The organism is Pseudonocardia sp. WMMC193 (assembly GCF_021728735.1).
GTDB lineage: Bacteria > Actinomycetota > Actinomycetes > Mycobacteriales > Pseudonocardiaceae > Pseudonocardia > Pseudonocardia oroxyli.
In genome coordinates this window covers 610742-633605 of sequence record NZ_JAKKDO010000003.1, presented here as the reverse complement: position 1 = coordinate 633605, position 22864 = coordinate 610742, and the positions used below count along the sequence as shown (strand labels likewise).

Below are 22864 nucleotides of genomic sequence, written 5' to 3'. Positions count from 1 at the left end.
GCCCGCTCTCCCCCGGCTACGGTGCGCGGGTGACCGAGGCCCGGACGCGCACCGAACACCGCGGCACCCGGACGGACCTCGCGGTCGTCGGGGCCGTCGTGGTGCTGGTCGCCGCGGCCGTGGTGGTCGGCCGGATGCTCGTCGCCTCGGGCGTCGAGCTGTTCCTGGGGTGGCCGCCGCTGCTCGCGCAGTGGCTCCCCCACGTCGGGCCGGGCACGCCCGCGGCCATCGTCGTGGCGGGCGCGGTCGCCGCGTGGGGGCCCGGACTCGCCGCGCGGCTGCGCTGGGCCCCGCTGCTGTGGACGGGCTGGGCCGCGGCGTTCGCGTGGACGCTGTCGCTCGCGCTGGTCGACGGCTGGCAGCGCGGCGTCGTCGAGCGTCTGACCAGCGGCGAGGAGTACCTCTCCGACGTGCCGCGGGTCGCCGAGCTGGGCGGGATCGGGCCCATGCTGCGGGTCTTCTCCGACCACATCCTCACCACCGCCGTCGACCCCGCGCAGACGTGGTTCTGGACCACCCACGTCGGCGGGCACCCCGCCGGCGCGTTCCTGCTGTTCACCGTGCTGGACCGGATCGGGCTGGGCTCCGGCGGCGCCGCGGGGCTCGTCGTGATGGCCGTGGGCTCGTCCGCGGCCGTGGCCGTCGCGGTGACGTTGCGCGCGCTCGGCCACGAGGACCTCGCCCGCCGGGTCCTGCCCTTCTCCGTGCTGTTCCCGGGCGCGGTGTGGGTCGGGGTCTCGGCGGACGGGCTGTTCGCCGGCTGGCTGGCGTGGGGCGTGGCCCTGCTCGCCCTCGCCGCCACGCGGCGCAGCACCCCGGCCGCGGTCGGCAGCGGGCTGCTGCTGGGCTACACCGTCTACCTGTCCTACGGCCTGGTCCTGGGCGGGCTGCTCCCGTTGGCCGTGCTGGTGGCGACGCGGCGGTGGCGGGTCCTCGTCCCGACGGTCGCGGGTGTGCTCGTCGTGGTGGCCGCGTTCACCGCGGCCGGGTTCTGGTGGTTCGCGGGCTTCGCCGACCTGCGGGTGATCTACGCGGCGAGTGCGGCCGCGACCCGGCCGTACTCCTACTTCGTGTGGGCGAACCTCGCGGCGCTCGCCTTCGCGCTGGGCCCGGCGGGGGTGGCGGCGCTACGCCGCACGCCGGCGCTGCCGCGGGCAGCGTTGCTGCTGGTCGGGGCCGCGGTGGCCGCGATCGCGCTGGCCGACCTGTCCGGGATGTCGAAGGCCGAGGTCGAGCGGATCTGGCTGCCGTTCGCGGTGTGGGCGACGGTGGCCTGCGGCGCGCTGCCGCACCCGCGCCGGTGGCTGGTGGCGCAGGCCGTGCTCGCCCTGGCCGTCAACCACCTGCTGCTGACCGTCTGGTGACGCGCACGATCCAGACCAGCGCGGACACCCCGGCCATCGCCGCGCAGAGCCAGAGCCAGCGCGCCAGGAACGGCCCCTGGTCCAGGCCCGTCGCGCCGCGGACCACCGGTTCGCCCTGCCGGATGATGCCGGGCAGGAACACCAGGAACGTCAGGGCGGCGCCCAGCACCGGGAGTCGGACGTGGTTGACCAGCGGCACCCGGGTCGGCGGCAGCAGGGTCAGGGCCTGGTCGGCGGCGGCGTAGAGCGGGAACAGCACGAGGTCGTGCAGCAGCAGCGCCCCGGCGAACCAGATCAGCATGCCGAGGATCGACGGGTGCAGCGTGGGGTCGCGCAGGATGATCGTCGTGGCGTAGGCACCGAGGGCGAGGCAGGCGACGATCCCGACCGCCTTGACGCCCCTCACGGCGCGAACCCGATCGCGGCGACCCACTTGGTGCAGTGCACCCCGGGCAGCGCCGGGACGATCACCCGCGCCGGGAAGCCGTGGTCGCGGGACAGGTCGGCCCCGTTGACCTGCAGGGCGAGCAGCGAGTCCGGGTGCAGGACCTGGTCGCGGGTCAGGGCCGCCCGCGCGAACGGCCCCTCCTCCACCGAGGCGACGGCCGCCCCCGACGGCTGCTCCACCCCGGCGATCGCCGCGAGGTCGCGCAGCCGCACCCCGGTCCAGCGCTGCCGGGTCGACCATCCCTCCACGCAGGCGATCGGCAGGTCGGCGGTGTGCTGGGGCAGGGCCGCGAGCTCGGCACGGCTCAGTCGCACCGCGCCCAGGTCCAGCCGCCAGTCCGCGCCCACGGCGTCGTCGGCGATGCCGCTGGCCGCGAACGTCCGGTTGACCGGGAAGTCGTCTGGCCCGGTCCGGCCGCGCGGCAGCAGCAGCGCGGTCGGGCGCAGGGCGTCGACGGTCTGGCCGACCGTCAGGCCGGCGAGCAGGACCACCCCGCCGCCGACCACGGCCAGCGCTCCGCGGCGGCTCATCGTGGGCGGATCGGGATCGGGGGCGACCAGCTCGTGCGGCGGCTCGGACCGGGTCTCGGCGAGCGGGGTGCGCAGCTCCGCCCGCAGCGAGCGGGAGCGCAGGCTGCGCACCATCGTCGGCAGCTTCAGGGCCACGTGCAGCACGAACCCGGCGATGAAGACCCAGGCCCCGACGTAGTGGGCGGCGTAGAAGCTGAACCCGAACACGTAGTCGTACTGGATGTTGAGCAGCCCGGTCACGATCTCGAACAGGATCCCGCCGACCAGCATGACCAGGCTCAGCCGCTCCAGTGCCTTGAGCGGGTCCCGGGGCAGCGCCGTGAACAGCCTCGGGATCACCGACCACAGCTTCGCCAGCACCACCGGGACCAGCACGATGCCCAACCCGACGTGCAGGCCCTGGGTGAGCCGGAACAGCCACGCGGGCCGGGTGGGCCAGTCGAAGGTCGGCAGGTGCAGGAACCCGACGTCCGGCGGGATCGGCTGCGCGCCGTAGGCCACCCAGTCCAGCAGCCCGGTCACGATCACCACCGGCAGCGCGCAGAGCAGCACCAGCCCGAACACCGAGGTCAGCCACGGCCCGCGGATCGGGCTGCGCCAGCGAATCCGAATGCTCACGGTTGCCGACCGTAGGCGCGGATCCCGGCGGTCCGGCCGAGCGGTAAGGATCTCGTGAGCCGGCCTTACCGAACGATGACGGATGCACCCCGGCGCCCGCCGCAGGGCTAGCGTGAGCCGGGTGTGCGCACACGTCCTGGTGGTCGACGACGACGAGACCGTCCGCGACGTCGTCGGCCGCTATCTCGGCGCGGCGGGTCACGAGGTCGCGCTGGTCGGCGACGGGCCCGCGGCCCTGCGGGCGGCGCGGGAGTCGCCGCCGGACGTCGTGGTCCTCGACCTCATGCTCCCCGGCCTCGGCGGGCTGGAGGTCTGCCGGGTGCTGCGCGCCGAGGGTGACCTGCCGATCGTCATGCTGACCGCGCTCGGCGAGGAGGACGACCGGCTGCTGGGCCTGGAGCTGGGCGCGGACGACTACGTGACCAAGCCCTTCAGCCCGCGCGAGCTCGTGCTGCGCATCGGCTCGATCCTGCGGCGCACCGGCACCCCCGCCGCGTCCCCGGTGCTCACCGACGGGGCGCTGCGGGTCGATCCGGCGGGCCGGGAGGCCACGCTCGACGGCGTCGCCCTCGCGCTCACCACCCGGGAGTTCGACCTGCTCGCGTTCCTGCTGGCCCATCCCGGGCAGGCGTTCACCCGCGAGGAGCTGCTGTCGCAGGTGTGGGGCTGGGAGTTCGGGGACCGCTCCACGGTGACGGTCCACGTCCGCAGGCTGCGCGAGAAGGTCGAGGCGGACCCGACGGCGCCGCGCCGCATCGCGACCATCTGGGGCACCGGCTACCGCTACGACCGGGAGGGCTGAGCCGTGCCGGCCGAGCTGCTGCGCGCCGCTCCGCTGGCGCTGCTGTTCGCGCTCCCGGTCGCCGTGGTGGGCGGGGTGGTGCTGCACCTGATGCGGCGCCGCTCGATGACCGCCGCCATGGTCGCCCTGGCGCTGGTCCCGTTGGCCGCCGCACTCGGCGGGGTCGTCGGGGTGAGCGGCCTGATGTACACCCCGCAGCTGGTCGGGACGATCGCGGTGTGCGCGGTGGTCGGGGTGGCGACCGTGCCGGTGGCGTGGTGGCTCGGCAGCCGGTTCGCCCACGAGGCGCTCTGGCAGCGCGAGGCGGACGCGGCCGAGCTGGCGGCCGTGCGCCACGCCGAGGCGGCCCGCCGCGAGCTCGTCGCCTGGATGAGCCACGACCTGCGCACCCCGCTCGCGGGGATCCGCGGGATGACCGACGCGCTCGCCGACGGCATCGTCACCGGCCCGGCGGCGGCCGCGTACCTCGCCCGCATCCGCCGCGAGGCCGACCGGATGGCGGACATGGTCGAGGACCTCTTCCAGCTCTCCCGCGCGACGTCCGCCGGTCTGCACCTGACGCTCAGCCCGCTGGCGTTGGGCGAGGTGGTGTCGGACGCCGTCGCCGCCGAGTCCGCGGCCGCCGCGGCGGCGCAGGTGGTGATCGCGGCCGAGGACCCGCAGGCCTGGCCGGTCGTGTCCGGCAGCGACTCCGAGCTGACCCGGGCCGTGCGCAACCTGCTGACCAACGCCGTGCGGCACACCCCCGCGGGCGGGCGGGTCGAGCTGGCCGCGGGCGTCCGCGACGGGCGGGCCTGGCTGCGGATCCAGGACGGCTGCGGGGGCATCCCCGAGGCCGACCTGGACCGGGTGTTCACCGTGGGGTTCCGCGGCGAGCAGGCGCGCACTCCGGGCCAGGGCCCCGGCGCGGGTCTCGGGCTGGCGATCGCGCGGGCGTTCGTCGAGGCCCACGGCGGTGCGCTCACCGTGCGCAACCACGGTCCGGGCTGCGTCTTCGAGATCGAGCTGCCCCACCTCGCCCCGGCCCGGCGGGTCGCCCAGGCCTGAGCCGCGTCCCGAGTCCGAGTCGGGAGGCTAGGGACGGACCTCCGACGGGGTGCAGCCGTAGTGGCGGCGGAAGGCGCGGGTGAACGTGTCGAGGTCGGTGAAACCGCTGCGGTGGGCGGCCCGGCCGACCGGCTCGCCCGCTTCCAGCAGGGCGCGCGCCCGGGCGAGGCGCTTGCGCCGGACGAGGGTGGCAGGCGGCTCACCCGCGGCGGAGAACACGGTGTGCACCGTGCGCACCGACACGTGGTACTCCGTGGCGATCCGCTCGACGGACAGGTCCGGGTCGGTCAGGTGCTCGTCGACGAACGTCCGCATGGCACGCTCCAGCGCATCGCGTTCGATCCGTGCGGTCGCCGGACGGCCCGTGGGCAGCAGCGCCCCGCGCAGCAGGGTGAGCGCCGCCTCCGACAGGAGCGCCTCCTCGGCGGCGGAGCGGGGTGCCCCCTCCGCCGAGCCGACCGCGGCCATCAGGTTCGACAACGCCGTCAGGCTGCCGGACGGGGGCAGCGGGGTCGCGGTCAGGTCGGCGAAGGCGTTCCCCATCCGGCCGACGGCCCCTCGGGGCACCTGCAGCACCAGCTCGCTCATCCGGCCGGGGAAACGCAGGACGTAGGGGGTCGAGGCGTCGTAGGCGACCGCCGCCCCGGCCCGCATCTCGGCGACCCGGCCGCGCTGCTCGACGCTGCCCCGCCCGGACCGGTGCACCGACAGCAGCAGGTCCTCGCGCGGCTCCCGGGCGATCAGGCCGGACCGGCGCGCGACCACCGAGCCGGTGCTCGCGACCCGGGTGATCGAGACACCGGAGGCGAGCGCGGTCTGCTCCAGCGAGGCCCCGAACCGGCTCGCCCCGCCGTGCACCGTCAGCGGGACGAACGCCCGGCTGCACGCCTGCGCCCACTCCTCGACGGATCGCACGGTGACGACGGACATGGCAGGAGCCTAGGGACTGCGTGTGACCGCCGCCACGACGACCGCGTGTCGCGCCGGTTACCCGCACCGCGTCCCGTGTTTCCGGCGCAGGAATCGTCGGTGCGCAGCGCGCGGACGTGCACGGATCGTCGGGCGTCGTGCAGGAACGGCCGGGGTGATCCGCGCCGCCGCCGCTAGCGTCGGGGCGGTCCGAACGGTCCCGAGAGGCAGGACAGATCGATGAGCGACTACACCCACACGTTCCGCGCGGCGGCGGTACAGGCCGAGCCCGTCTGGAACGACGCCGAGGGCGGCGTGGAGAAGACGATCGCGCTGATGACCGAGGCGGCCCGCGGTGGCGCGGACATCGTCGCCTTCCCCGAGGTGTGGATCCCCGGCTACCCCTGGTTCCTGTGGCTCGACTCGGTCGCCTGGCAGTCGCAGTTCGTGGTCCCGTACCTGCAGAACTCCCTCGACCCGTCCGGCCCGCTCCACGCCCGGATCGAGAAGGCCGCCCGCGACCTCGGCATCGCCGTCTCACTCGGGTTCAGCGAGCGGGACCGCGGATCGGCCTACATCGCCCAGTCCTTCATCGGCCGCGACGGCGTGACCCGCACCGTGCGGCGCAAGCTCAAGCCGACCCACGTCGAGCGCACCCTGTTCGGTGAGGGCGACGGCTCCGACATCCAGGTGATCGACACCGACTTCGGCCGGACCGGAGCGCTGCACTGCTGGGAGCACCTGCAGCCACTCGCCAAGTACGCGATGTTCTCCCAGGGCGAGCAGCTGCACGTGGCGGCCTGGCCGAGCTTCTCGATCTTCGAGGGGGCGGTGCACGCGCTCGGCCCGGAGGTCAACGTCGGTGCCGCCCGGCAGTACGCCGTGGAGGGGCAGGTCTTCGTCCTGTCGCCGACCGCGCTCGTCGGCGAGGCCGGGCAGGCCCTGTTCGCCGACTCCGACCTGAAGAAGCAGTTCCTCGCCCTCGGCGGCGGCCACGCCCGCATCTTCGGCCCGGACGGCCGCAGCCTCGCCGAACCGATCCCGCCGACCGATGAGGGCCTGGTGTTCGCCGACATCGACTACGCGGCGATCCTCGCCGCGAAGAACGCCGCGGACCCGGTCGGCCACTACTCCCGGCCGGACGTCTTCCGGCTCTACTTCGACGGCTCCCGCAAGGCCAAGGTCGTCGACCGGCCCCTCTCGCCCCCGGCGAGCGCCGAGAGCGAGCTCGCCGAGCTCGTCGACGGCTGACCCGCCACCCCCCACCACGCGACCCGCCCGACGACGAGGAGCCCTCCATGACCGACGCCCCGACCGACGCCCCGACCGACCCCGCCCCGGCCACCACCGGGACCCGACCCTCCCTCTACGAACGCCTCGGCGGCTACGACGCGATCTCCGTCTTCGCCGCCGAGGCGCTCAAGAAGGCGATGGGCCACCCCGACATCGGCCACATCTGGGCGCACATGTCGGAGTCGACGTTCCACAAGGAGCACCGCAACTTCGTCGACTTCCTGTCCCGGCACTGGGGCGGCGACGTCCACTACCGGGGCCGGGACATGATCACCGTCCACCGCGGGATGGGCCTGACCGACGTCCACTGGGCAGCCATGGTCGACTGCCTCGAGCAGTGCTACGAGCAGTTCGGACTGCCCCAGGAGCTGCGCGACGAGGTGTCGGTGTCCTTCGAGGGGTTCAAGCCCGTCGTGGTCGGCAGTCCCTCCTTCCGGGACGTCGTGAACGCCCACTCGGAGATGGACGTCACGAAGGGTATGGAGAGCGTCGGCGTGACCTGGCCGCGGCCCGGCGCGACGCGGGACGTCCCCGGGGAGGGACGGCCCCCGGCCTGAGCCCGCTCACCGGCGCCGCAGCTCGACGAACCCGCGCTCCCCCGGCGGGGAGTCGGCGACCACCCGCAGCCCCGCCCCGGGCGCACGGCGGCGCAGCGCCGCCGCCCCCACACAGGCCCACGGGACCTCGGTCCCGCAGGTCCGGGCGGTGCCGCACCACCATTCGTCGGGGTCGGGGCCGGTCTCCACGAGCACCGTCCCCCCGCCGCGCAGCAGCCGCGCAGCCCGGGCGAGCAGGCGCAGCGGGTCGCCGCCGATCCCGATGTTCCCGTCGGCCAGCAGGACGTGGGACCAGCCGCCCTCCCCCGGCAGGCGCGCGAAGACGTCCCGGTGCACCACCGGGACGCCGCGGCGACGACACAGGCCGAGCGCGACCGACGAGCTGTCCACCCCGAGCGCGGACACTCCCCGGCCGACCAGGGCGGCGACCATCCGGCCCGGACCGCAGCCGAGATCGACGGTCGGGCCGGTGCAGCGGTCGAGCAGCCAGTCGTCCTCGGGGCCTGCACCCGCCCGCCACCGGGCCGGGTCCCAGGTGAGGACCACGCCGTCGTCGCGGACCAGCCGGGTGCCCAGGCCCGTCAGGACGGCGTCGAAGGGGGCCGTGACGGGGGCGCCCGCGGTCACGACCGGGCCCGGCGGAATCCCGGGACCCGGTCGACGGCCGCGGCGAACCGCGATCCGGGCACGGTCGCCGCCACGGCGAGCGCGTCCTCGGCGGTGTCGACGTCGGTCAGCTCGGGCAACAGCGCGACCCGCAGCCCGGCCGCCCGCAAGGCCGCCAGGGTGTTCTCCCCGGTGTCGGCCCGCGACATCGGCACGGCGGCCACCGGGCCCGCCGATCCGGGGTCCCGCAGGCCCAGGGCCCACCATCCGCCGTCGGGAGCCAGGCCGAGCACCGCGTCGACGTCGGCGAGCGCGGCGAGCGCCGCGGCGAGCGTCGACGGATGCACCTGCGGGGTGTCCATGCCGATCTGCAGCGTCGGCTCCCCCGGGTGGTGGGCGGCGGCGTCCGCGTGCGCGGCGACGATGCGCGCGCCGAGCCCGGTGCCGCGTTGGGTCGTCCGCCCGGTCCGGCCCAGCGCGGCGCGGAGCTCCCCGACCCGCGCGGTGTCCGCGTCGAGCGACCCGGCGAGGGCGACGAGGGTGCGGGAGCCCGGGACCGCGGCCGTGGCGTCGAGGGTGTCGAGCAGTGCGGCGGCGGCCACGTCGGCCGCTTGGGCGGGGGTGGCGGGCGGGCAGAGCCGGGTCTTCACCCGGCCCGGCACCGGCGCCTTGGCCAGCACGATCAGCGTGCCCGTCATCGCAGCAGCCCCGCCATGTCCCGCACCGCCCGCGCCGTGCCGGTGACCGAGCCGGACACCTTCGACCGGCCCCCGCCGCGCCGGGAGTACCGCACCGGCCGCTCCTCGATCCGCCATCCCGCGGCACCGGCGCGCAGCAGCAGCTCGAGCGGGTAGCCGAAGGCGCGGTCGGCGATCCCCAACCCGAGCAGCGCCTCCCGGCGGGCGACCCGGATCGGGGCGATGTCGTGCACCGGGACGCCGCGGCGGCGCAGCTCGGCGGCGATCAGCGCGTTGCCCGCCCGGGCGTGCCAGGGCCAGCTGCCGGGTTCGGGCACCCGCCTGCCCACGGCGAGGTCGGCGCGCCCGGTGGCCACGGCGTCGGCCAGCGCGGGGAGCAGGTCCGCGTCGAGCGAGCCGTCGCCGTCGAGGAACGCCACGAGCGGCTCGCGCGCATGCTCCAGTCCGGTGTGGACCGCCGCGCCGTAGCCGCGGCGGGGTTCGACCACGACCCGGGCACCGTGCGCCGCGGCGACGGCGGCGGTGTCGTCGGTGGAGCCGTTGTCGACGACCAGGACGGGCCACCCCGCGGGCAGCGCCGCCAGGACCCCGGGCAGCGCCTCGGCCTCGTCGAGGCACGGGAGGATGATCTCGGCACGGTGCACACCCTGATCTTCGGTGCCGGCGGGCCGGCCGGATCGGTCCCCGGTGCTTACCGATCGGTGACGTCAGGTCGCGACGGGTGCGCGCAGCGGGTCGGTGGCGAAGGCCCGCACCCCGTCGGCGAAGGACACCCGGGCCCGGAAACCCAGCTGTTCGCGGGCCCGCGCCGGGTCGGCCACGACGTGCCGGACGTCCCCGGCCCGGGCCCCGCCGACGATCTCCGGCTCGGGGCCGTCCATCGCCCGGGCCAGCTCGACGGCCAGGTCCCCGACGGTGTGCGGCTCGCCCGAACACACGTTCGCCGCCGCGAAGCCCTCGACCGGGGTGGTCAACGCGGCGAGGTTCGCCGCCGCGACGTCCGTGACGTGCACGAAGTCCCGCCGCTGCCGCCCGTCCTCCATGACCCGCGGCGCCTCGCCGCGCTCCAGCGCGGACCGGAAGATCGAGGCCACCCCCGCGTAGGGGGTGCCGAACGGCATCCGCGGGCCGTAGACGTTGTGGTAGCGCAGCGACCACACCGATCCCCCGGTCTGGCGCGCCCAGGCGCTCGCCAGGTGCTCCTGGGCCAGCTTGGTGGCCGCGTAGGTGCTGCGCGGGTCCAGCGGGGCGTCCTCGGGCACCAGGCCGGGGACCAGCTCGCGGCCGCACCGCGGGCAGCGCGGCTCGAAGATCCCCGCCTCGATGTCCGCGACCGCCCGCGGACCGGGCCGGACGACGCCGTGCTCGGCGCAGTCGTAGCGGCCCTCGCCGTAGACGACCATCGAGCCGGCCAGGACGAGGCGGTCGACCCCGGCCCGGTACATCTCCGCCAGCAGGACGGCGGTGCCGACGTCGTTCTGCCGGGCGTAGTCCGGCGCGTCGAACGGGTCGACGCCGTGCCCGACCATCGCGGCCTGGTGGCACACCGCGTCCACCCCGGCCAACAGCGGCGCGAGCACCTCGGGATCGCCGACCGACCCGCGGACGAACCCGTCCGCGACCCACTCCGGCGCCTGCGCGCCGTGGGCCTGGGGCAACAGGGCGTCGAGCACCACGGGCTCGTGGCCCTGCGCGACCAGGAGATCCGCGACGTGCGACCCGATGAACCCGGCACCCCCGGTGACCAGCACGCGCATCCGCGCACGGTAGCAACCCGGGAGGTGCCCGGTCCGGGCGGCGGATCAGGTGGTGCCCACCGGCAGCGAGTCGAGCAGCGTGCGCGTGTACTCCTCCCGCGGTGCGTCGAAGATCTGCGCCACCGTGCCCTGCTCGACGACCCGGCCGTGCCGCAGGACCGAGACCGTGTGCGCGAGCTGGCGCACCAGCGACAGGTCGTGGGACACGAACAGGTAGGTCAGCCCGAGGTCGGCCTGCAGCCGCAGCAGGGTCTCGACGATGTCCGCCTGCACACTGACGTCGAGTGCGGAGGTGGGCTCGTCGAGCACGATGACGTCCGGGCGCAGCACCAGCGCACGGGCGATCGCCACCCGCTGGCGCTGCCCGCCGGACAGCGCGGAGGGCTTGCGGGAGCGCAGCTCCTCGCTCAGCCCCACCGACCGCAGCGTCTCCCGGACGAGCGCGCGGCGCTCGTCCGGGGTGCCGACCTCGTACCGGTCCAGCGGTTCGCGGACCAGGCGCTCGACCTTCCACGTGGGGTCCAGCGAGGTGAACGGGTTCTGGTACACGAGCTGCAGGTGCCGCCGGACGTCCCGCAGCGAGGCGTGCGAGCGCCCGTTCACCTCCGTGTCCGCGACGACGATCCGCCCCTCGTCCGGCTGCTCCAGGCCGAGCAGCAGGCGGACCGCCGTGGTCTTGCCCGAACCCGACTCGCCGACGAGGGCGTGCGTGGTGCCCGCCGGCACGGAGAACGAGACGCCGTCGACCGCCTTCAGCGACCCGAAGGACTTGCTCACCTCCGCGACCTCGATCTTGGGTGCCCCGGCGGGGCTTCGGCCATCGGGCGCGGCCGAGCGGCCCAGGTCGCGCAGCTCCGCGTACCGGTCCGGGTTGAGCGCCGGGACGTCCGCGTGCAGCCGCCGGGCGTACTCCGAGCTGGGCCGGGCGAAGACCTCGGTGGTGCTCCCGGCCTCCTCGACGACCCCGTCCCGCAGCACGATCAGCTTCTCGGCCCGCTCGGCCGCGACGGCCAGGTCGTGGGTGATCAGCAGCAGGCTGATGCCCAGGTCCGCGCGCAGCCGGGCGAGCAGGTCCAGGATCCGCTTCTGGATGGTGACGTCCAGGGCGGACGTCGGCTCGTCCGCCACCAGCAGGGCCGGGCGCGGCAGCACCGCGAGCCCGATCGTGACCCGCTGCAGCATGCCGCCGGAGAGCTGGTGGGGGTAGGAGTCGAACACCCGCTGCGGGTCGCTGAGCCCGACCTGCGCGAAGGTGTCCAGGACGGCCTCGCGCCGGTCCTCCTTCGCCAGTCCGTCGACCAGCTCGGCCGCCTCGCGGGCCTGGGAGCCGATGGTGCGCACCGGGTTCAGCGCGCCCGCCGGGTCCTGGGGCACGAACCCGAGGGTCCGCCCCCGCAGGGGCCGGAACCGCCGTTCGGACAGCCCGAGGATCTCGCGGCCTGCGAGCTCCACCCGCCCGGTCGCCCGCCCCGCCGAGGGCAGCAGCCGGAGCAGGGCCCGGGCGATCGTCGACTTGCCGGAGCCGGACTCGCCGATCAGGGCCAGGCTCTCCCCCGACCCCACCGCGAGGTCGACGCCGCGCACGACCTCCTGGCCGCCGTAGGCGACGCGCAGGCCTTCGACCTGCAGCAACGGCGTGCGCACAGCGGGACGGTCCAGGGTCACGCTCACTCGGTCTTGCGTAGCCATCGGCTGATCCTGTTCACGGAGAGGACGGTGACGATCGTGACGACTGCGGGCGCCCAGACGAGCCAGGGCGCCAGCGGGTACTCCCGACCCGCCGAGATCAACAGACCCCAGTCCGACGCGGGCGGCGGGTCCCCGTAGCCGAGGAACGCCAGCGAGGCGATGACCAGGATGGACAGCCCGAACTGCAGGACGGCGAGCTGCAGCACCGACCGGGAGGCGTTCGGCAGCACGTGCCGGAGCAACACGTGCCGGCGCGAGCCGCCGAGTAGCAGGGAGGCCTCGACGAACACCGCGCTGCGCGCCTTGATCACCTCCGACCGCAGCACGCGGGCGAACACGGCGACCGCCGAGACGCCCGTCGCGATGGCCGCATTGATCGTCTGGAACCCCAGCGCGCTGACGATGACGACGGCCAGCAGGAAGCTCGGGATGGCCAGCAGCACGTCGACGAGCCGGGCGAGGACGGTGTCGACGAGACCGCCGAGGAAGCCGGAGAGCAGCCCGATCAGCCCGCCGACGACGAGCCCGATGACGACGGCCACCAGGGCGCTGGACACCGACGAGGCGGTGCCGTGGACGACCCGGGCGAACACGTCCCGGCCGAGGTGGTCGGTGCCGAACCAGTGCGCACCGCTCGGCGCCTGGAACAGGTCCGCGGGCACCCCGTCCACCGGGTTCTGGGAGGTGAACACCCCCGGGGCCACGGACCAGCCCACCACGAGCGCGACGACGAGGAACGCCACCACCACGGTGGGCGGGACCCTCCACTCGCGGCGGCTGCGCGCGACCACGGTCGGGCGGGCGACGGACGTGAGCGTCATGCCGGCACCCCCGCCTCGGGCTTGGCCTGCACCCGACCGACCAGGGACACCCGCGGGTCGAGCAGCGGGTAGACCAGGTCCGCGAGCAGGTTCACCGCGACGAACACGACGGCGGCCAGCGTCACCACGGCCTGCAGGACCGGCAGGTCCTGGCTCGCCACCGACCGCTCGACGAGCGAGCCGATCCCGGTGCGGCCGAAGACCGCCTCGGTGATCACCGCCCCGCCCAGCACCTCGCCGATCATGAGCGCGAGCACCGTCACCACCGGCAGCGACGACGGCTTGAGCAGGTGCCGCAGCAGCAGCCTGCCCTGGCCCAGCCCCCGCGAGCGGGCCACGCTCGCGTACTCCTGGTCCGCCTCGCGGTCGAGGTTGGCGATGAGCACCTCGGCGATCTGGGCGGACACCCAGATGCCCAGCGTCAGCGCCGCGAAGAAGGTCGCCGCCGTGCCCTCGGTGTCGATCGCCCGGAACCAGCCCAGGGAGAAGGAGAAGAGCTGGATGAGCAGCAGCCCGATGAGGAACGTCGGGATGGAGAGCGACAGCGACGGCACCGACCGCAGCCAGGTGCTGAACGGCTTCGGCAGGTAGCGCACGCCGAAGGCGATCGCGAAGGCCAGCACCATGGCGACGGTCAGCGCCCCCGCCGCCAGCAGCAGGGTGGACGGCAGCACCTCGGCGATCATGTCCGCCACCGGGCGGTTGGACCGCAGCGAGACGCCGAGGTCCCCGGTCAGGAAGCGGGACAACGACTCCCACAGCTGGACGGGTATCGGCCGGTCCAGGCCGTAGTAGGAGACGATGCGGGCGATCTCCTCCTCGGTGAAGCCGTTCTGCGGGTTGCGCAGGGTGGTGGTGACCGGGTCCCCCGGCAGCACGCTGATCACCACGAAGGTGAACACGTACGCCAGGAGGACCACGACCACCGCCTGCCCGGCCCGCCGCAGGGCGAACCCGCCGTAGCCCGTCACGACGGGTCGCCGATCCAGGCCGTGTAGTAGTTCGCGTAGGCGATGCCGTTGTAGGTCACCCCGTGCACCCGCGGGGACTGCAGGTAGAGCCGCTGCACGATCTGGGTGAGCGGCACGAAGTAGCCCTGGTCGAGCACGTAGCCCTGCAGCTCGTCGAGCTGGGTGTTGCGGGCGGCGGGATCGCTCGCCCCGGCGATGCCGGTGGCCAGGGACGTCAGCTTCGGGTCGCTCTGGCCGACGCCGAACCAGTTCTCGCCCTTGTTGGCGTCGGTGAGCACGCCGCCGACCGTGCCCGCGTCGATGAAGCTGCGGGTGATCTCGTAGGCGGGGACGGTCTCGCTGCCGACCTTGACCCGCTGGCCGTAGGTGACGACGTCGTAGGCCTGGATGTCGACCTGGAAACCGAGGCCGCGCAGCTGCTGCGCCACGAGCTCGTCCACGGCCTTGCTGGTCGCCAGGTACGGGTTCGGGTACAGGGTGATCTTGAGCGGGGTGCCGTTCTTGGTCCGGACGCCGTCCGGGCCGGGGACCCAGCCCGCCTCGTCGAGCAGCGCCGTGGACTTCGCCTTGTCGAACGCGAAGTTCGCGGAGTGGTCGGTGGCGCCGGGCACGTTGGACTGGATGAACGAGGTCGCGGCCAGCCAGTCCGGGGTGTAGACGGTGTCGAGGATCTGCTGCCGGTCGATGCCGTGCTGCAGCGCCTGCCGCACCCGCACGTCGTCGAACGGGGCGACCTTGGTGTTCACGGCGAACCCGTTCACGAACCCGAGGTAGCGGGGCGCGGCCACGGTGTAGCCCGCCGCCTTGAAGGTCTCGAGCTCCTTGGGCGAGGGGTTGTAGGCGACGTCCGCCTGGTTGGACTGGACCGAGGACGTGCGGACCTGCTGCTCACCGACGAGCTTGTAGGTGATCGAGTCGATGCGCGCCGGACCCTGGTGGCTCAGCGCGGGCGGGGCCCAGTTGTAGTCCGCCCGCTTGCGCAGCACGACGCTGTCGTCGTCCTTCCAGGACTCGACGACGTACGGGCCGCTGCCGATGTCGTTGGACAGGTCCGCCTGCTGCTCCGCGGGCAGCGCGAGGGTCTTCGGCGAGATCAGGATGGAGCCGTGGTAGCCGAGCGTCGGGATGAAGCCGAGCGTCGGCGAGGTGAAGGTGACCTTCACCGTGGCCGGGTCGACCGCCTGGGCGCCGGCGTAGGTCTTCGGGAACAGGCCGATCGGGTTGATGCCGCGGCTCGCGTCGCCCTTGGACCACATGTCGAGGTTGGCGACGACGGCGGCCGCGTCGAGCGGGCTGCCGTCCGAGAACGTGACCCCGGGCTTGAGGTGCAGCGTGAACTCGGTGGCGTCGGCGTTCTGGTGCCAGCTCTCCGCGATCCACGGGGAGGTCTGGCCGTTCTCGTCGACGTAGACGAGCTTGTCGGTGACGTGCCCCCAGATGTGGCCCTGGAAGCTGGAGATCGCGCTGTTGTTGGGGATCCAGGTGTCGCCGAGCGAGTCGATGAGGAAGGTGAGGTCGCCGCCCTCCTTCGGTGTGCCGTCACCGCTGCCGCCGGCACCGGCGCCGCCGCCCGCACAGGCGGACGCGACGAGCACGGTGACGAGAATGCCGATCGCGGCCTGCCACGCCCGGCGGGCGTGGGTACGGGTGGGTCTCATGTCGGTGTCTCTTCTCTGGACGGGTGTGGAGTGGGGTTCAGGGGTTCAGCAGGAGGCGACGACCGGCCGCGAGCAGCGCGGTGTCCTCCTGCGGGGGGTGCACGCGGACGCACAGGACGTCCCGCAGGTGCCGTTCGAAGGGCAGGTTGCGGGTCAGCCCCGGGTTGCCGAGCGCGCCGACGGCGGTCTGCACCGCCGCGATCGCGGACCGGGCGATCTGGATCTTGAGCAGCGACAGCTGCTCGGGAGCGTGCGTCGTGGCGGCGGCCAGCAGGGCTTCGGCCTGCGCGACCTGCGCGTCGATCTCCCCGGCCACGGACTGGATCCGCTCGGTCTCGGCGATGGGGCGACCGAGCGCGGCCGGGACCCGCTCGCGGGCGTAGCGGACGAAGGCCGCACGGGCCGCCCTGGCCACGCCGACGTAGAGCGCGGGGTGGCCGAAGCTCGCGGGCCCGGCCACGGCGGCGGGGTCGCGGTAGACGCCGTCCGCACCGCGTGGGATCTCCACGAACGCCTCGGCCGGGGTGTCGGTGTAGACCACGTCGTGGGTGTTGGAGGCGCGCAGGCCCAGGTGGTCCCACGTGTCGATCCAGCTGATGCCCGGCGCGTCGCCGCGGACGAGGAAGTGGCCCACCCGGTCGTCGTCGGTCACCGCCCACACCACGTGGTAGGCGAGCGCGGTGCCGCCGGTGGCGTAGGCCTTGTGCCCGTTGAGCACCCAGCCCTGCGGCCCGCGGGTCGCCCGGGTCTTCGGCAGGCCGCCGCGCGCCGGGGCGCCGAGCTCGGGCTCCGCGCGGATCGCGTTGACCAGTCCCGGTCCGTCGTGGCGCAGCAGCTCCGCGTAGACCTCGTCCGGCCAGTGTCCGGCGGCGGCCTGGCCGAGGTGTGTGTTGAGGGTGTTCGCGACCAGCAGCGCGACGGAGGGGTCGCCCTCGCCGAGGGCGAGCAGGATCCGCACGGCGGCGTCGGGGCCCAGCCCGGGCCCGCCGTAGCGCTGCGCGACGGTGGCGGTGAGCAGCCCGGCCCGGTGGACGGCCTCGATGCCCGCCAAGGGGACCGCGCCGGAGCGGTCGTACTCCTCGGCGGTGGCCGCGAGCGCGGCGGTGACCGCGGCGAGACCGGCATCGGTCAGGTCGGGCACGGGCAGGGCGAGCGTCGCCGTCATCGGACGCCGGCCAGCGCGTCGGCGTCGAAGCCCGGGGCCAGCGCGCCGGGGTGCTCGGCCTGCAGGGTGCCGCGCTGCCCGGTCGCCGCCCGGTGCGCCAGCTCCTGCCGGACCAGCGGCAGGACGTGGCGCCCGTAGTCCCGGGCGTCGGCGAGGGTGTCGTAGCCGCGGATGGACACCAGGTCCGCGCCGACGTCGATGTAGTCGACGATCGCCGCCGCGACGGTCTCCGGGGTGCCGACCAGTGCCGTCGACGCGCCGCCCGCGTTGGTGACGGCGGCGGTGCGCGTCCACAGCGCGCGGTCGTAGACCTCGGAGCGGGAGGCGAACTCGAGCGCGCGCTGGGACCCGCGGTTCTGCGGGGTGCCCTTGCCCAGGAGCGCCTGCCGCCCGAAGCTCTGCGCCTCGAACGTCGCGCCGATCCGCGCCGCGTAGTCGTAGGCCTTGCGCCAGGCCAGCTCGTCGGTCCGGTCGATGATCGGCCGGAAGGTCACCCAGATGCGCTGCCGCGGACGGTTCGCCGCGTCCGCGATGGCGTGCACCCGCTCGATCTCGGCGCGCAGGTCGGCCAGCGGCTCGCCCCAGAAGCTGAAGATGTCCGCCTGCCGCCCACCGACTCCGAATGCCTCGTCGGACTGGCCGCCGATGGAGATCGGGATGGTGTCGCCGTAGGGTCGGAAGCCGGGACCGAACCCGTCGAACCGGAAGAACTCGCCCGCGTGGTCGAAGGGCCGGGTCTCCGTCCAGGACCGGCGCAGGATGTCGATGAACTCGCTGGTGCGGGCGTAGCGGCGGGCCTTGGGCAGGTAGTCGCCGTGCCGGGCCTGCTCGGCGTCGTTGCCGCCGCTGATCAGGTGGACCACGGCGCGGCCCTCGGTCAGCTGGTCGAGCGTCGCCAGCTGCTGGGCGACCACCTGCGGGAGGGCGGTGTTCGGCCGGACCGCGACGATCGGCCGGAGCCGCTCGGTCAGCTGACCGACGGCGGAGGCGACCACGAACGAGTCCGCGCTCGACGATCCGTACGGGAGCAGCGTGTAGTCGTACCCCGCGTCCTCCAATGTCCGGACGTATCGACGGAAATACGCGAGATCGATCCCGCGGGTCGGGATCGGGTCCAGCTCGGTCGACGGGTTGAGGTGCGAGAGCGAGATGAACTCGACCTGGCGGGCGGCGGTGGGCGGGATCGGTGTGGCGGTCACGGGGTCCTCCTGGAGGGCACGGGTGGGCACGGGTGGGCACGGCGCGCGGTGGCGCGCGGGCGCGGTGGGCGGGACGAGGCGCGGCGGGTGGAGCGGGATCAGGCCGGACAGCGGCAGGTCACCGCCGGAGCGGTCACGGAGCGGGTCACAGCGCCTTCCCCGGGTTGAGCAGGCCGTGCGGGTCGAGGGCAGCCTTGAGCTCGCGCTGCAGGTCGTGGGCGGTGTCGCCCAGCTCGGCGCGCAGCCAGCGACGCTTGAGCAGGCCGACGCCGTGCTCGCCGGTCAGGGTGCCGCCGAGGTCCAGCGCGGTCTGGAAGACCTCGCCCGCCGTCGCCCAGACGCGGTCGTCCAGGTCGCCGTCGACGACGAGGATCGGGTGCAGGTTCCCGTCCCCGGCGTGGGCCATCGTCGCGATCCGCAGCCCGCTGCGCCGGGAGATCTCGGTGATCGCCGCGACCGCCTCGGGCAGCCGGGAGCGGGGCACGGCGACGTCCTCGACGAGGACCCGGCCCAGCTTCTCCAACGCGGGCAGCGCGCCGCGGCGGGTGGCGAGCAACGCCTCCGCCTCGGCCTCGTCCGCAGCGAGGTCCACCCGCACCGCGAAGGGCTCGACGACGGCGCGGACCGCCTCGATCTCGGCGTCCGCCCCGAACCCGTCGGTCTGGACCAGCAGGAACGCTCCACTGTCCGCACCGTCGGCGCCGAGCGCCTCCAGGCAGGCCGCGTCGAGCAGTTCCGCGACGGCGGGCTGCAGCCGGGCCGCCGTGAGGGCGGCCGTGGCGGCCGCCGCGGCCCCGAAGTCGGTGAACCACGCGGCCAGGGTCGCGGTCCGGACCGGGATCGGACGCAGCCGCACGGTGGCGCCGACGATCACCCCGAGGGTGCCCTCGGAGCCGACGAACAGCCCGGTGAGGTCGTAGCCCGCGACCCCCTTCACCGTGCGCCGGCCGGTCCGGATCCGGCGGCCGTCCGCCAGCACCACGTCCAGGCCGAGCACCGAGTCCCGGGTGACGCCGTACTTGGCGCAGCGCAGACCGCCCGCGTTGGTGGCGATGTTGCCGCCGATCGTGGAGATCGCCGCGCTCGCCGGATCCGGCGCGTAGCGCAGGCCGTGGGCCGCCGCGGCGGCATCGAGGTCGACGGTGATCACGCCCGGCTCCACCACGGCGAGCTCGTCGGCCGCCGAGAGCTCGGTGATCCGGTTCAGCCGGGTGAGGTCCAGGACGATGCTGCCCTCCCCCGCCACGGCACCGCCGGACAGGCCGCTGCCCGCCCCCCGCACCACGACCGGGGTGCGGGTCGCCTGGGCGTGGGCGAGCACGGCCACGACGTCCTCGACGGACTCGGCGTGCACCACCGCGTCCGGGGCGCTGCCGGGGTCGAACCCGGAGCGGTCCAGTCGGTGCGCGGCACGGACCACCGGGTCGGTGGTCCAGCCGCGCACGGCGTCGAGGGGCAGAGTGCTGGTCATCGCGTCGCTTTCCGCGGTCGGCCTTCCCGGGAGAGACCGGGGCGGCGGCCCGCACGGGGCGGGCCGGCTTCGGACGCGCCGGGTGGCGCGCGAGGTCGGGTCGGAGGCCGGCGCAGGCTGCGCCGGGTCAGCAGGAGCGACAGCCCGCCGAGTTGACGATGCCGTGGTAGATCACCCGGCGCTGCGTCAGGACCGTGCCCGGGCACGCCCGTCCCCCGGAGGGGGCAGTGGCTGTCCGGCGCGGCATACGAACAGTGAAACCCACGCCGCGCGCCCGGTCCAGCGACGAATCGACATCGTTACCGATCGCGATACGTGATCGATGGGCCGTCGACGGGGTGACCGGCGCCTGCGCCGCGCGCCGGTCCGGTGCCGTGAGCGCCGCGGAGACGACGCTCACGGCGGCCGTCATCGCCCGGAGTCCGGCTCCGGCCCCGTCGCCACCGGGCGGGCGGGGTCGTTGGACCACGCCGACCAGGAGCCCGGGAAGAGCGCCGCGGACACCCCGACGCTCGCCAGCGCGGCGACCTGGTGCGCCGCCGTCACCCCGGATCCGCAGTAGACGCCGATCTCGCCCTCGCCGAAGGCCGCGAACCGCGCCCGCAGGTCGCGGCGGAAGCGACCGTCCGGGTCGAGGTTGTCGCCGGTGGGGGCGCTGCGCGCCCCGGGGATGTGCCCGGCCCGCGGGTCGACCGGCTCGACCTCGCCGCGGTAGCGCTCCCCGGCCCGGGCGTCGAGCAGCAGCCCGGTGCGGGCGAGCTCGGCCGCCTCGTCGGCGTCGAGGACCGGCAGGTGCCCGCCGTCGAGGACGACGTCCCCCGGCTCGGGCACGACCTCGCCCGTCTCCAGCGGGCCCTGCGCCGCCGTCCATGCGGCCAGGCCGCCGTCGAGCAGCCGGACGTCCGGGTGGCCCGCCCAGCGCAGCAGCCACCACGCCCGCGCGGCGGCCAGACCGCCCGAGGCGTCGTAGGCGACGACCGGGCGGTCCGCGCGCACCCCCCAGCGCCGCGCGGCGGCCTGCAGGTCGGCGACCTCCGGCAACGGGTGCCTGCCGTCGGTCGGCTCGCCGTGCCCGGCCAGCTCGGTGTCCAGGTCGACGTACACCGCGCCCGGGAGATGGCCCTCCGCGTGGTGCGCCCGCCCGTGCGGGTCCCCGAGCGCCCACCGCACGTCCAGCAGGACGGGCGGGTTCGGACCGTCCAGCTCCGCGGCGAGCCCCGCGGCGTCCACCAGGACGTCCAGGTCCGGGAGCACGGCGCGCAGGTCCGCGTCGTCCAGGGAGCCCACCTCGGTCCCCGCGCCCACCGCGCGCTGCAACCGGGCCTGGACCGCCGCGTTGCGGGGGGCCTCGGCGCCGTGCAGGCGGGCGAGCAGGGCGATCTCGCCGTTGAGGAAGTCCGTCTCCGGCGGCGCGCCGCGGCGCAGGCTCTGCCACGTGGACCGCCCGGTCGGCGGGCGGCCGGGGATCGGCTGGGTGCCGAAGCGGCCGAGGTCCAGCGCGGTCTCGCCCACGAGGTTCGCGGCGTCCACCCCCGCGCGGGCGTAGACGGCCCGCAGCTCGTCCCGCAGCGCGGCGACGGCCCGCTCGCGCAGCGGGCTCGGCGGGTACAGGGCGTCGAGCGCGTTGCCGATGATCCCGGGCAGCTTGCCCGCCTTCCAGCGGGTGATGTCCGGGACGGCCTCGGCGAGGTGGCGCGCCTTCTCCAGGTCCGCCACGATCGCCGCGGCCCGGGCATCGGTGCCCGCCGGGTAGCGACCCAGCCACACCACCCCGGCCGCGGGAGCGCCCGGGGCCTCGATCTCACCGGCCGTGACGTAGGCCGACGGCGACCACGCGACGGCGCCGTAGACCGTGGCGAACCGGCGCAGCGCCACCCGCTCGGCCTCCAGGCCGTTCTGCAGGGTGACGACGGGCAGGACCTCGGCCGCGGTGCGGTCCCCGACCGGCCGCCACGCCCAGTCGGCGAGGGCGGCCTCGGCGTCCTGCGCCTTGGTGGCCAGGACGAGGACGTCCTCGGGGCCCAGCTCGACCTCGTCGGCGGCCGCCGCGGGCACCGCGACGCGCTGCTCGCCGTCCGGGCGCAGGTAGCGCAGCCCCTCGCGCAGCGCGGCGAGGTGCGCCCCGCGGGCGACGAGGACGGTCGAGAGCCCGGCGAGGTGCAGCTCGGCCGCCAGGGTGGCCCCGACCGCCCCGGCACCGATCACGACGTATCGACTCACGTGAGGTCCTGCGGGAGCGCGATCGGGCCCGCGCCGAGGCGCAGGCGCTCGAGGAACAGCACCGTGGTGGCGGCGGCGGTCCGGTGGGTCTGGTCGTTCAGCGCGTCGTGCACCCCGCCCGCGATGGCGACCAGCTCCGCCTCGGGAGCCTGCGCGTACCAGCGCCGGGCCTCCGCGAGCGGGGACAGCGCGTCCGCGTCACCGTGCAGGCCCAGGACCGGGACGGTGACGGCGGCCGCGCGGGCTGCGGCGAGCCACTCGGCGGGCACCGCGGTCCCGAGGGCGCCGTGGCGCACCGCGTCGTCCGCCGCGAGCCTGCCCCGGTGGGTCGGGCAGGAGGTCCGCAGGGCGAGCTCGTCGTCCCAGCCCGCGTCCGACCGGGCCTCGGCGACGGGCAGGCCCGCCAGCACGACGCCTGCGATCCCCTGCGTGCCCTCGGCCGCCAGCAGCGCGGCGAACAGCGCGCCGGTGTCCGAGCCCACCAGGACCCGCGGCGGCGGACCCGCCTCGCCCGCCTCGGTGGAGGGCGTGCTGTCCAGCAGCGCCCGGACCTGCGCCCGGGCCCGGCCCTCGTCGACCGTGGGGTCGGAGACCGCCCACACGCGGTAGCCGTCCGCCGCGATGCGACGGCCGAAGCGCTCGTAGACACCGGCGTGCTCACCGCGGCCGGGCACGACGACGACCGTGCCCCGCGGCGCGATGCCCTCGGGCTCGGACCACGACGCGACGACGGGAACTGCACCCGCGATGGTCATGCGGGATCACCTCGTTATCTCGGGAGGAGGATATCTCAGGGGACGCCACCCCCGCCGCGGGCGGGGAGGTGACGGACGCCCGGGCACCGCGGAGCGGCTGGTCGGGCGTGGCGACCGCGGCGCGGTCCGGGGAGGCGGGCCGGGACGGTCCCGCCGGGGAGGACGTCTTACGCGCGGACGCCCACGCGACAGGCTGCGGAGTGGACGACCCCGTGGTCGATCACGCGGCGCTGGGTCAGGCCGTCACCGCGCGACGGGACCCGGGCACGGCTCGGGCGGCGCAACG

Annotated in this window: 22 protein-coding genes; 5 read left to right on the top strand and 17 right to left on the bottom strand. The window is 75.1% G+C overall.

Annotated features, from left to right (window positions below):
* The first annotated feature begins 29 nt into the window (after positions 1-29).
* Entirely contained in the window at positions 30-1364 is a 1335-nt protein-coding gene (locus L3X23_RS04395; RefSeq protein WP_237190814.1) for a hypothetical protein, read from the top strand.
* Here the strand turns inward: L3X23_RS04395 and L3X23_RS04390 are convergent.
* A complete protein-coding gene (locus L3X23_RS04390; RefSeq protein ID WP_237190813.1) occupies positions 1336-1770 on the bottom strand; it encodes a hypothetical protein in 435 nt (144 codons plus the stop codon). The two genes, L3X23_RS04395 and L3X23_RS04390, sit on opposite strands and share 29 nt — an antisense overlap.
* The gene (locus L3X23_RS04385; RefSeq protein WP_237190812.1) at positions 1767-2960 is read right to left on the bottom strand and encodes a molybdopterin-dependent oxidoreductase; all 1194 of its coding nucleotides are present in this window, start codon (positions 2958-2960) and stop codon (positions 1767-1769) included. The genes L3X23_RS04390 and L3X23_RS04385 overlap by 4 nt, the downstream gene beginning before the upstream one ends.
* 82 nt (positions 2961-3042) lie before the next feature.
* Here L3X23_RS04385 and L3X23_RS04380 point away from each other — a divergent pair, with 82 nt between their 5' ends.
* Together L3X23_RS04380 and L3X23_RS04375 are read left to right on the top strand one after the other, a co-directional pair.
* Positions 3043-3762 (top strand): response regulator transcription factor, encoded by a 720-nt coding sequence (locus tag L3X23_RS04380; protein ID WP_255733884.1) that lies wholly within the window; start codon positions 3043-3045, stop codon positions 3760-3762.
* A 3-nt stretch (positions 3763-3765) separates the two neighbouring features.
* Positions 3766-4809: a sensor histidine kinase KdpD gene (locus L3X23_RS04375; RefSeq protein ID WP_237190810.1), complete on the top strand. Its 1044-nt coding sequence runs from the start codon at positions 3766-3768 to the stop codon at positions 4807-4809.
* 27 nt (positions 4810-4836) lie between these two features.
* On the opposite strand, the gene L3X23_RS04370 is transcribed toward L3X23_RS04375, so the two are convergent.
* On the bottom strand, positions 4837-5739 hold the full coding sequence (locus L3X23_RS04370) for a helix-turn-helix domain-containing protein (RefSeq protein WP_237190809.1): 903 nt from the start codon (positions 5737-5739) through the stop codon (positions 4837-4839).
* A 219-nt stretch (positions 5740-5958) separates the two neighbouring features.
* Here L3X23_RS04370 and L3X23_RS04365 point away from each other — a divergent pair, with 219 nt between their 5' ends.
* Together L3X23_RS04365 and L3X23_RS04360 are read left to right on the top strand one after the other, a co-directional pair.
* On the top strand, positions 5959-6969 hold the full coding sequence (locus tag L3X23_RS04365; RefSeq protein WP_237190808.1) for a carbon-nitrogen hydrolase family protein: 1011 nt from the start codon (positions 5959-5961) through the stop codon (positions 6967-6969).
* Positions 6970-7016: 47 nt separating this feature from the next.
* Positions 7017-7568, top strand: coding sequence for a group 1 truncated hemoglobin (locus tag L3X23_RS04360; RefSeq protein ID WP_237190807.1), 552 nt, complete (start codon positions 7017-7019; stop codon positions 7566-7568).
* 6 nt (positions 7569-7574) lie between these two features.
* Here the strand turns inward: L3X23_RS04360 and L3X23_RS04355 are convergent, their stop codons facing one another.
* The 14 genes from L3X23_RS04355 to L3X23_RS04285 all read right to left on the bottom strand — a co-directional run bounded on the left by L3X23_RS04355 (position 7575) and on the right by L3X23_RS04285 (position 22578).
* Positions 7575-8195 (bottom strand): class I SAM-dependent methyltransferase, encoded by a 621-nt coding sequence (locus L3X23_RS04355; RefSeq protein WP_308116867.1) that lies wholly within the window; start codon positions 8193-8195, stop codon positions 7575-7577.
* Positions 8192-8872 carry a DUF2064 domain-containing protein gene (locus L3X23_RS04350; RefSeq protein ID WP_237190806.1) on the bottom strand — a complete coding sequence of 227 codons (681 nt, stop codon included), beginning with the start codon at positions 8870-8872 and terminating at the stop codon, positions 8192-8194. The genes L3X23_RS04355 and L3X23_RS04350 overlap by 4 nt, the downstream gene beginning before the upstream one ends.
* Entirely contained in the window at positions 8869-9516 is a 648-nt protein-coding gene (locus L3X23_RS04345; RefSeq protein ID WP_237190805.1) for a glycosyltransferase family 2 protein, read from the bottom strand. The genes L3X23_RS04350 and L3X23_RS04345 overlap by 4 nt, the downstream gene beginning before the upstream one ends.
* A gap of 63 nt (positions 9517-9579) precedes the next feature.
* A complete protein-coding gene (locus L3X23_RS04340) occupies positions 9580-10629 on the bottom strand; it encodes an NAD(P)-dependent oxidoreductase (RefSeq protein WP_237190804.1) in 1050 nt (349 codons plus the stop codon).
* 45 nt (positions 10630-10674) lie between these two features.
* Positions 10675-12300 (bottom strand): ABC transporter ATP-binding protein, encoded by a 1626-nt coding sequence (locus L3X23_RS04335; RefSeq protein ID WP_237190803.1) that lies wholly within the window; start codon positions 12298-12300, stop codon positions 10675-10677.
* Positions 12297-13139: an ABC transporter permease gene (locus L3X23_RS04330; RefSeq protein ID WP_237190802.1), complete on the bottom strand. Its 843-nt coding sequence runs from the start codon at positions 13137-13139 to the stop codon at positions 12297-12299. The genes L3X23_RS04335 and L3X23_RS04330 overlap by 4 nt, the downstream gene beginning before the upstream one ends.
* The gene (locus tag L3X23_RS04325; RefSeq protein ID WP_237190801.1) at positions 13136-14110 is read right to left on the bottom strand and encodes an ABC transporter permease; all 975 of its coding nucleotides are present in this window, start codon (positions 14108-14110) and stop codon (positions 13136-13138) included. The genes L3X23_RS04330 and L3X23_RS04325 overlap by 4 nt, the downstream gene beginning before the upstream one ends.
* Positions 14107-15768 (bottom strand): ABC transporter substrate-binding protein, encoded by a 1662-nt coding sequence (locus L3X23_RS04320; protein ID WP_237190800.1) that lies wholly within the window; start codon positions 15766-15768, stop codon positions 14107-14109. The genes L3X23_RS04325 and L3X23_RS04320 overlap by 4 nt, the downstream gene beginning before the upstream one ends.
* A 37-nt stretch (positions 15769-15805) precedes the next feature.
* On the bottom strand, positions 15806-16933 hold the full coding sequence (locus L3X23_RS04315) for an acyl-CoA dehydrogenase family protein (protein WP_237190799.1): 1128 nt from the start codon (positions 16931-16933) through the stop codon (positions 15806-15808).
* The gene (locus L3X23_RS04310) at positions 16930-18132 is read right to left on the bottom strand and encodes an LLM class flavin-dependent oxidoreductase (protein WP_237190798.1); all 1203 of its coding nucleotides are present in this window, start codon (positions 18130-18132) and stop codon (positions 16930-16932) included. The genes L3X23_RS04315 and L3X23_RS04310 overlap by 4 nt, the downstream gene beginning before the upstream one ends.
* Before the next feature lie 145 nt (positions 18133-18277).
* Positions 18278-19603, bottom strand: coding sequence for an FAD-binding oxidoreductase (locus tag L3X23_RS04305; protein ID WP_237190797.1), 1326 nt, complete (start codon positions 19601-19603; stop codon positions 18278-18280).
* Between the two features lie 127 nt (positions 19604-19730).
* Positions 19731-20003 carry a hypothetical protein gene (locus L3X23_RS04300; protein WP_237190796.1) on the bottom strand — a complete coding sequence of 91 codons (273 nt, stop codon included), beginning with the start codon at positions 20001-20003 and terminating at the stop codon, positions 19731-19733.
* A gap of 8 nt (positions 20004-20011) precedes the next feature.
* A complete protein-coding gene (locus tag L3X23_RS35985) occupies positions 20012-21823 on the bottom strand; it encodes a rhodanese-like domain-containing protein (RefSeq protein WP_308116866.1) in 1812 nt (603 codons plus the stop codon).
* Entirely contained in the window at positions 21820-22578 is a 759-nt protein-coding gene (locus L3X23_RS04285; RefSeq protein WP_237190795.1) for an alpha/beta hydrolase, read from the bottom strand. The genes L3X23_RS35985 and L3X23_RS04285 overlap by 4 nt, the downstream gene beginning before the upstream one ends.
* Between the last annotated feature and the right edge of the window lie 286 nt (positions 22579-22864).

Excerpts from the sequence above, each read along its gene's own strand:
- L3X23_RS04380 (WP_255733884.1), top strand. The coding sequence starts at position 3,043 with ATGCACCCCGGCGCCCGCCGCAGGGCTAGCGTGAGCCGGGTGTGCGCA.
- L3X23_RS04370 (WP_237190809.1), bottom strand. The coding sequence starts at position 5,739 with ATGTCCGTCGTCACCGTGCGATCCGTCGAGGAGTGGGCGCAGGCGTGC.
- L3X23_RS04365 (WP_237190808.1), top strand. The coding sequence starts at position 5,959 with ATGAGCGACTACACCCACACGTTCCGCGCGGCGGCGGTACAGGCCGAG.
- L3X23_RS04360 (WP_237190807.1), top strand. The coding sequence starts at position 7,017 with ATGACCGACGCCCCGACCGACGCCCCGACCGACCCCGCCCCGGCCACC.
- L3X23_RS04350 (WP_237190806.1), bottom strand. The coding sequence starts at position 8,872 with ATGACGGGCACGCTGATCGTGCTGGCCAAGGCGCCGGTGCCGGGCCGG.
- L3X23_RS04340 (WP_237190804.1), bottom strand. The coding sequence starts at position 10,629 with ATGCGCGTGCTGGTCACCGGGGGTGCCGGGTTCATCGGGTCGCACGTC.
- L3X23_RS04330 (WP_237190802.1), bottom strand. The coding sequence starts at position 13,139 with ATGACGCTCACGTCCGTCGCCCGCCCGACCGTGGTCGCGCGCAGCCGC.
- L3X23_RS04320 (WP_237190800.1), bottom strand. The coding sequence starts at position 15,768 with ATGAGACCCACCCGTACCCACGCCCGCCGGGCGTGGCAGGCCGCGATC.
- L3X23_RS04315 (WP_237190799.1), bottom strand. The coding sequence starts at position 16,933 with ATGACGGCGACGCTCGCCCTGCCCGTGCCCGACCTGACCGATGCCGGT.
- L3X23_RS04305 (WP_237190797.1), bottom strand. The coding sequence starts at position 19,603 with ATGACCAGCACTCTGCCCCTCGACGCCGTGCGCGGCTGGACCACCGAC.
- L3X23_RS04285 (WP_237190795.1), bottom strand. The coding sequence starts at position 22,578 with ATGACCATCGCGGGTGCAGTTCCCGTCGTCGCGTCGTGGTCCGAGCCC.